Annotated in this window: 7 protein-coding genes; 4 read left to right on the forward strand and 3 right to left on the reverse strand. The window is 71.3% G+C overall.

From position 1 onward, the window contains the following. The first annotated feature begins 199 nt into the window (after window positions 1-199). The 3 genes from nhaA (at window position 200) to AC13HU_RS26930 (ending at window position 3175) form a co-directional block, all read left to right on the forward strand. A complete protein-coding gene (gene nhaA, locus AC13HU_RS26920) occupies window positions 200-1597 on the forward strand; it encodes a Na+/H+ antiporter NhaA (protein WP_483044545.1) in 1398 nt (465 codons plus the stop codon). 80 nt (window positions 1598-1677) lie between these two features. Beyond that, window positions 1678-2154 carry a phage holin family protein gene (locus AC13HU_RS26925; RefSeq protein ID WP_483044546.1) on the forward strand — a complete coding sequence of 159 codons (477 nt, stop codon included), beginning with the start codon at window positions 1678-1680 and terminating at the stop codon, window positions 2152-2154. Window positions 2155-2167: 13 nt separating this feature from the next. Then, entirely contained in the window at window positions 2168-3175 is a 1008-nt protein-coding gene (locus tag AC13HU_RS26930; RefSeq protein ID WP_483044547.1) for an alpha/beta fold hydrolase, read from the forward strand. 428 nt (window positions 3176-3603) lie between these two features. On the opposite strand, the gene AC13HU_RS26935 is transcribed toward AC13HU_RS26930, so the two are convergent. The 3 genes from AC13HU_RS26935 to nth form a co-directional block, all read right to left on the reverse strand. Further along, complete coding sequence (locus AC13HU_RS26935; RefSeq protein ID WP_483044548.1) at window positions 3604-4803, reverse strand: MarP family serine protease; 1200 nt, start codon at window positions 4801-4803, stop codon at window positions 3604-3606. 108 nt (window positions 4804-4911) lie between these two features. After that, a complete protein-coding gene (locus tag AC13HU_RS26940; protein ID WP_483044549.1) occupies window positions 4912-5595 on the reverse strand; it encodes an NUDIX hydrolase in 684 nt (227 codons plus the stop codon). Continuing rightward, window positions 5592-6389, reverse strand: coding sequence for an endonuclease III (gene nth, locus AC13HU_RS26945; RefSeq protein ID WP_483044550.1), 798 nt, complete (start codon window positions 6387-6389; stop codon window positions 5592-5594). The genes AC13HU_RS26940 and nth overlap by 4 nt, the downstream gene beginning before the upstream one ends. Before the next feature lie 294 nt (window positions 6390-6683). Here nth and AC13HU_RS26950 point away from each other — a divergent pair, with 294 nt between their 5' ends. Beyond that, window positions 6684-7358: a Crp/Fnr family transcriptional regulator gene (locus tag AC13HU_RS26950; protein WP_103890795.1), complete on the forward strand. Its 675-nt coding sequence runs from the start codon at window positions 6684-6686 to the stop codon at window positions 7356-7358. Window positions 7359-7468 lie beyond the last annotated feature (110 nt).

A 7468-nucleotide genomic window follows, 5' to 3' on the forward strand; every position in this document is an offset into this window, starting at 1 on the left:
GCCCCCTCGCCCCACACTCCGCGCCTCGCTCCCCCGCACCCTTCACCGGGGTCCCCCTCGCCCCTTCACCCGTCCGGGTTAAGCTGACACCGCGTCGCTTCACCATTGCGACGAGACTTATGGGCGCGCCGGGAAGTCTGGTCGGCACACAGGACATCTGTGTCCACAGCCGGCTACGACGCCCAGGAGGCCACCCCCCGTGACCGAGCAGCCGCGACGCCGCTCCTCAGTCCTTCTCGGCCGTCTCCCGCTGCCCGAACGGAACTTCGTCGCCGACGCGCTGCGCACCGAGACCGTCGGCGGCATCCTGCTGCTGCTCTCCGCCGTCATCGCCCTCATCTGGGCGAACACGCTCCAGCACAGCTACGAGTCCACCGCCCACTTCCACTTCGGCCCATCCGCGCTCGGCCTGCACCTATCCGTCGCGCACTGGTCGGCGGACGGCCTGCTCGCCGTCTTCTTCTTCGTCGCCGGCATCGAACTCAAACGCGAACTCGTCGCAGGCGAACTGCGCGAACCGGCCAAGGCCGCGCTCCCCGTCGTCGCGGCCCTGTGCGGCATGGCGGCGCCGGCGGTCGTGTACACCGTGGTCGCCGCCGCGGGAGGCGGCTCGCTCCGAGGCTGGGCGGTGCCCACCGCCACCGACATCGCCTTCGCGCTCGCCGTACTCGCCGTACTCGGCACCGCGCTGCCCTCGGCGCTGCGCGCGTTCCTGCTCACCCTCGCCGTCGTCGACGACCTCTTCGCGATCCTGATCATCGCGATCTTCTTCACCTCGGACCTCAACTACGCGGCCCTGGGGGGCGCGGCAGCGTGCCTGGTGCTGTTCTGGCTGCTGCAACGGGCCGGTGTGCACGGCTGGTACGTGTACGTGCCGCTCGCGCTCGTCACCTGGACGCTGATGTACAACAGCGGTGTCCACGCCACGATTTCGGGCGTCGCCATGGGCCTGATGCTGCGCTGCACCCGCCGGGACGACGAGGAGTACGCGCCGGCCGAACACATCGAGCACCTGGTGCGGCCGCTCTCCGCGGGCCTGGCCGTACCGCTGTTCGCGCTGTTCGCGGCAGGCGTGTCGGTCTCCGGCGGTGCGCTCGGCGACGTGTTCCACCGCCCGGAGACCCTCGGCGTCGTCCTCGGCCTGGTGTGCGGCAAGGCGATCGGCGTGTTCGGCGGCACCTGGCTGGCGGTCCGCTTCACCCGTGCGGAACTGAACCCGGAGCTGCGCTGGCCGGACGTCCTCGCGCTCGCGACGCTGTCCGGCATCGGCTTCACCGTCTCCCTGCTGATCGGCGAACTCGCCTTCGCCGCCCACCCGAAGCTCGCCGACGAGGCCAAGGCCGCCGTGCTGGTCGGCTCGGTGATCGCTGCCGTGCTGGCCGCAATCCTTCTCAAACTGCGCAACAACAGGTACCTGCAGCTGTCCGCGGAGGAGGAACGCGACGACACCGGGGACGGCGTCCCCGACGTCTACGAACAGGACCAACCCGCATACCACGTCCGGATGGCCGAAATCCTGGAGCGCCAGGCCGCCGAACACCGCAGGCTCGCCGCGCTCGCCCGGCGGCGGCAGGCGGGCGGCCCTGACGGCACGTAAGGCATGATCAGGGGCAGACATTCCCTTGCCCGGACCGCCATGACCGCCAGCGAAGCGGTGCGACGACCACGGAGGACTCGATGAGCCCAGCCTCGAACGGTGACGAGCGCAGCCTCGGCGAGCTGTTCTCCGCCGCCACGGCGGAGCTGTCCGCCCTGGTGCACGACGAGATCGCGCTGGCCAAGACCGAGATCAGGCAGGACGTGAAGCGCGCCACGATCGGCAGCGGCGCACTGATCGTGGCGCTGGCGCTCGGCCTGTTCGCGGTACCGATGGGCTGCATGGCACTGGCGTACGTCATCCACCGCACCGGACTGCCGCTCGACGCGTCGTTCGGCATCGTGTGCGGCGCCTTCGTGGTGCTCGGGCTGCTGCTCGCCGCGCTGGCGTACGGCCGGTTCAAGAAGGTGAAGAAGCCGGAGCGGTCGATCGCCTCGGCCAAGGAGACCGCCGCGGTGCTGCAGAAGGCCAAGCCGCACCCGCGCGAGCTCGGGCCGCAGGACGCCAAGCCGGTGGGCGCCACGGTCGCGGCTCCCGCGCTCGAATCGAAGATGTGACACGCTCGTCAGCATGAACCTCCCCGCCGGCTCGCCCAGCCAGCCCAACCGGCCCAGCCCGGTGCCGGACGAGACGGACCGGCGCGGTCCGGCCGGCGCGGAGCGTGGCCGAGGCGGCCAGGTACCCCGTATCGACGGACCGTGGACCCACCGCGACGTGGCCGCGAACGGCGCCCGCTTCCACATCGCCGAAGCCGGTGACGGCCCACTGGTGCTCCTGCTGCACGGCTTCCCGCAATTCTGGTGGGCCTGGCGGCACCAGCTCACCGCGCTCGCCGACGCGGGCTTCCGCGCGGTCGCGATGGACCTGCGCGGGGTCGGTGGCAGCGACCGTACGCCCCGCGGCTACGACCCCGGCAACCTGGCGCTCGACGTGACCGGCGTGATCCGCTCGCTCGGCGAGCCCGACGCCGCGCTGGTCGGTCACGACCTGGGCGGCTACCTGGCCTGGACCGCCGCCGCGATGCGGCCGAAGCTGGTCCGGCGGCTGGCCGTGTGCTCGATGCCGCACCCGCGGCGCTGGCGGACCGCGATGCTCACCGACCTGCGGCAGAGCAGATCAGGCGGCTACATCTGGGGCTTCCAGCGCCCCTGGGTGCCCGAGCGGCAGCTCGTCGCCGACGACGCGGCACTGGTCGGCAAGTTGATCCGGGACTGGTCGGGGCCGCAGCCGCTGGACGAGGAGTCGATCGACGTCTACCGCGAGGCGATGCAGATCCCGTCCACGGCACACTGCGCGGTCGAGCCCTACCGGTGGATGGTGCGGTCGATGGCCCGGCCGGACGGCCTCCAGTTCAACCGCCGGATGAAGCGCCCGGTGCGGGTGCCCACCTTGCAGATGCACGGTTCGCTCGACCGTGCGGTCGGTACCAGGAACGTGGCGGGCAGCGGGGAGTACGTGGAGGCGCCCTACCGCTGGCGGCTCTTCGACGGCCTGGGGCACTTCCCGCACGAGGAGGACCCGGTGGCCTTCTCGACCGAGCTGGTCAACTGGCTCAAGGACCCGGAACCGGACCGCTGAACCGACGCGGTACGACCATCCGATGATCGCCAAAATGCCGGGCGCATAAGCCAATCGGACGACCCGAGGGCGATTACCGACCAAGCGACGCGGGCACGTAGCTCGGTATGGGTTGGACGCACGACTACCGTGACGTATCACGCACTCACCGCAGCTTCGCAGCCGCCGATCGGGCTGTCCCGATGACGCTGCTCCCCACGGGGACCTGCCGTCTCGGCATTCCCCGCATACTCGGCCGCCGGGCCCGCTGGGTCAGCGCGCGGCTGCGCCATGTGAGGAACTGAGACCGCGCCTCGGCACCGCACGCGGCCTCAGCGCCGCCCGTACCTCACCACCGCACCCACTTCATCACTTCATCGTCCCGGCCGCCTCGCACCACACAGTGACATCCACCGTCACCGTGCGAGGGGACCGCGGCGCGAGGCCGGTCACAGCGCGCACCCCTCGGTGTCCACCTGCCGGCTCGCCGTACGCCCGGCCGTGACGTCGGGGGCCACCTCTGCGGCGGTGAGCGCGTAACCGGTGTGCGAGTCGTCCAGGGACTTCGCGAAGACCACCCCGGCCACCTCGCCGTTGGTGGTCAGCAACGGACCGCCGGAGTTCCCCGCCCGGACCGTCGCGTACAGCGAGTACACGTCGCGGTGCACGGTGCCACGGTGGTAGATGTCCGGCCCGCTGGCCTTGATACGGTCCCGGACCCGAGCGGCGCGCACGTCGAAGGGGCCGTTCTCGGGGAACCCGGCCACGATGGCGTCGTCGCGGCTGTGCTCGCTCCGGGTGGCGAAGTGCAGCGCGGGCGCGTCCAGCCCGGGCACGTCGAGGACGGCGATGTCCCGCTGCCAGTCGTAGAGGACCACGCGGGCGTCGTGCAGCCGCCCCTTGCCGCCGACCTGCACGGTGGGCTCGGAGACGCCGCCGACGACGTGGGCGTTGGTCATCACCCGGTCCTTGGCGAAGACGAAGCCCGAGCCCTCCAGCACCTTCCCGCAACTCGGGGCGGTGCCGACGACCTTGACGATGCTGCCGCGCGCGTCGGCCACAGCGGGGCTGCCGACCAGCGCGGGGTCGGGTGCGGGCACCGAGGTGATCGGCTCGGAGCCGAACGTGCCGAAGACCTGCGGCAGGCCGTTCCGCGCGAGGGTGTCGCTGAAGTCGGTGAACCAGGTGTCCGCCGACGGCGGCATCACCCGGGACACCCCGATCAGCACCTTCGACGACCGCACCTCGCGCCCTATGGTCGGCAGCGTCGTGGTCGCCAGCGCACTGCCGATCAACCACGCCACCAGCAGCATCGCCAGCACGTTGACCAGCGCGCCGCCGCCCGCGTCCAGGGCTCTGGCCGGGGACCAGGTGATGCGGGTGCGTGCCTTGTTGCCCAGGTGTGTGGTGAACGCCTGCCCCACCGATGCGCACACGATCACGATCACGACCGCGCACATCACCGCGGCCGAGCCCGGGGTCGCGTTGTCCGTCGCCTTGTCCCACAGCAGCGGCAGCAGGTAGACCGCGGCCAGGCCGCCGCCGAGGAAGCCGATCACCGACATGACACCGACGACGAAGCCCTGCCGGTAGCCGATCACGGCGAACCACACAGCGGCGAGGATGAGCAGGATGTCCAGCACGTTCACGGGGAACACGGTCTCACGTCGGCCTGAGCACGTGGGGCGGTACGGCTCTGCCGGTCACGTCGGCGCACACGGGGGCCCGACGGTCATCCGGTGGGATACGGTCCGCCACTAGCCCAGCGGCACGGTGCGCTCCCGGTCCCAGGGCCGCTCCCAGCCCGCGTAGTGCAGCAACTTGTCGATCAGGCCGGCGGTGAAGCCCCACACCAGGGCACCGTGGACGAGGAAGGCCGGGCCGCGGAAACCGCTGGGGTGCACGAGAGTCGCACGGTTGGCCGGGTCGGTGAGATCCGTCACCGGAACCCGGAAGACGCGTGCGGTCTCCGCGAGGTCGACCGCGCGCACCGGGCTCGGCTCGCGCCACCAGCCCAGCACCGGAGCGACCACGAAGCCGCTCACCGGGATGTAGAGCCGCGGCAGGACGCCGAAGAGCTGCACACCCGCCGGGTCGAGGCCGGTCTCCTCCTCGGCCTCGCGCAGCGCCGCCCGCAGCGGACCCTCGCCGTCCGGGTCGCCGTCCTCGGGGTCGAGCGCGCCGCCTGGGAAGGAGGGCTGGCCCGCGTGTGAACGAAGCGCCGCGGAGCGCTCGATGAGCAGCAGGTCGGGTCCCTGATCACCCTCGCCGAACAGCACGAGCACGGCCGACTGCCGCCCCCCGCCGTCGGGCGGCAGGAAACTGCTGAGCTGCTCGGGCCGTACGGTGCTGACGGCCTCGACCACCGGTTCCAGCCAGCGCGGCACCCCGTCGGCGCTGACGTCCACCTTCGACGCGCCGGTCTCCCAGGACTGTGTCATGAGGCGCTCAGCGGCGGCGCGGGCTGCCCCGGGTAGTCCGGCGGGGGGTTCAGCCGCTGTCCGGGGAAGCCGCCCTTCTCGTACTTCAGCAGCTTCTTCGCCTTCTCCGGGTCCATCTCGCCCTCGCCGAACGACGGGCAGAGCGCGGCGATCGGGCACACCCCGCAGGCGGGCTTGCGGGCGTGGCACATCCGGCGGCCGTGGAAGACGACGCGGTGCGACAGCATCGTCCAGTCCGACTTGGGGAAGAGCGCGGCCACATCCCGCTCGACCTCTTCGGGGTCCTGCGAGGTGCTCCAGCCGAAGCGGCGCGAGAGCCGGCCGAAGTGGGTGTCCACGGTGATGCCCGGCACCCCGAACGCGTTGCCCAGCACCACGTTCGCCGTCTTGCGGCCCACGCCGGGCAGCTTCGTGAGGTCGGCCAGGCGGCCGGGCACCTCACCGCCGAAGTCGTCCCGCAGGGCGGCGGACAGGCCGAGCACGGATCGCGTCTTGGCCCGGAAGAAGCCGGTCGGGCGCAGGATCTGCTCCAGGTCCGCCGGGTCGGCCGCCGCCATGTCCGCGGCGGTGGGGTACTTCGCGAACAGCGCGGGTGTCGTCTGGTTGACCCGCAGGTCGGTGGTCTGTGCGGACAGCACCGTCGCGATCAGGAGCTGGAACGGGTTCTCGAAGTCCAGCTCCGGATGTGCGTACGGATAGACCTCGGCGAGTTCGCGGTTGATCCGGCGGGCCCTGCGGACCTTCGCGACCTGGGACTCCGCTTTGGGGGCCTTGCCGACCTTGCTCTCTGCCATGTACGAAGGCTACGCCGAAGGTCCGGCAGCGTGGGGCCGGTCACACCGGTGCCGTCCGAGGTCGACTCCGGTAGCGTGTTCGCTTACAGCGGAACACCCTGTGGTGGCCACTCGTTCGGCCGCAGCGTCGCCCCTAACCACGGAATTCCGACCGCCAATCGGACCCCCGCGGCACGGCGGCGCGCACACATAAGACAAACTTGTGATTGATCGCACTGTTTCCCGTGTCATGCATCATTGGGGACAGCCCGGCGGACAACCCGGCGATGTCGACAGTCGACAAGGAGAGAGCTCGTGGACGACGTTCTGCGCCGTGCCCCGCTTTTCGCGGCGCTCGACGACGAGCAGGCCGCTGAACTGCGTGCCTCCATGACCGAGGTCACGCTGGCGCGTGGCGACGCACTGTTCCACGAGGGCGACCCCGGGGACCGGCTGTACGTCGTGACCGAGGGAAAGGTGAAGCTGCACCGCACCTCGCCCGACGGCCGGGAGAACATGCTGGCCGTGGTGGGCCCCGGCGAGTTGATCGGCGAGCTGTCGCTCTTCGACCCGGGTCCGCGCACCGCCACCGGCACCGCGCTCACCGAGGTGAAGCTGCTCGGCCTGGGCCACGGCGACCTCCAGCCCTGGCTGAACGTACGGCCCGAGGTGTCCACCGCGCTGCTGCGCGCGGTCGCCCGGCGCCTGCGCCGCACCAACGACGTCATGTCCGACCTGGTCTTCTCCGACGTGCCCGGCCGCGTCGCCAAGGCCCTGCTGGACCTGTCGCGCCGCTTCGGCGTGCAGTCCGAAGAGGGCATCCACGTCGTGCACGACCTCACCCAGGAGGAGTTGGCGCAGCTCGTCGGCGCCTCCCGCGAGACCGTGAACAAGGCGCTCGCCGACTTCGCCGGCCGCGGCTGGCTGCGGCTGGAGGCCCGCGCGGTGATCCTCCTCGACGTGGAACGCCTCGCGAAGCGCAGCCGGTAGCCGCTGACCGGTAGTCGGCCGGCCGCGCTTGCAGGTGGCCTCTACGGGGCCGCCTCGCCATGTCGGCACGTGACCCGGCACGGCCTGTCCCCGGTTCGGTCGTCCTTTCG

It is taken from the genome of Streptomyces sp. NH27, assembly GCF_056859195.1.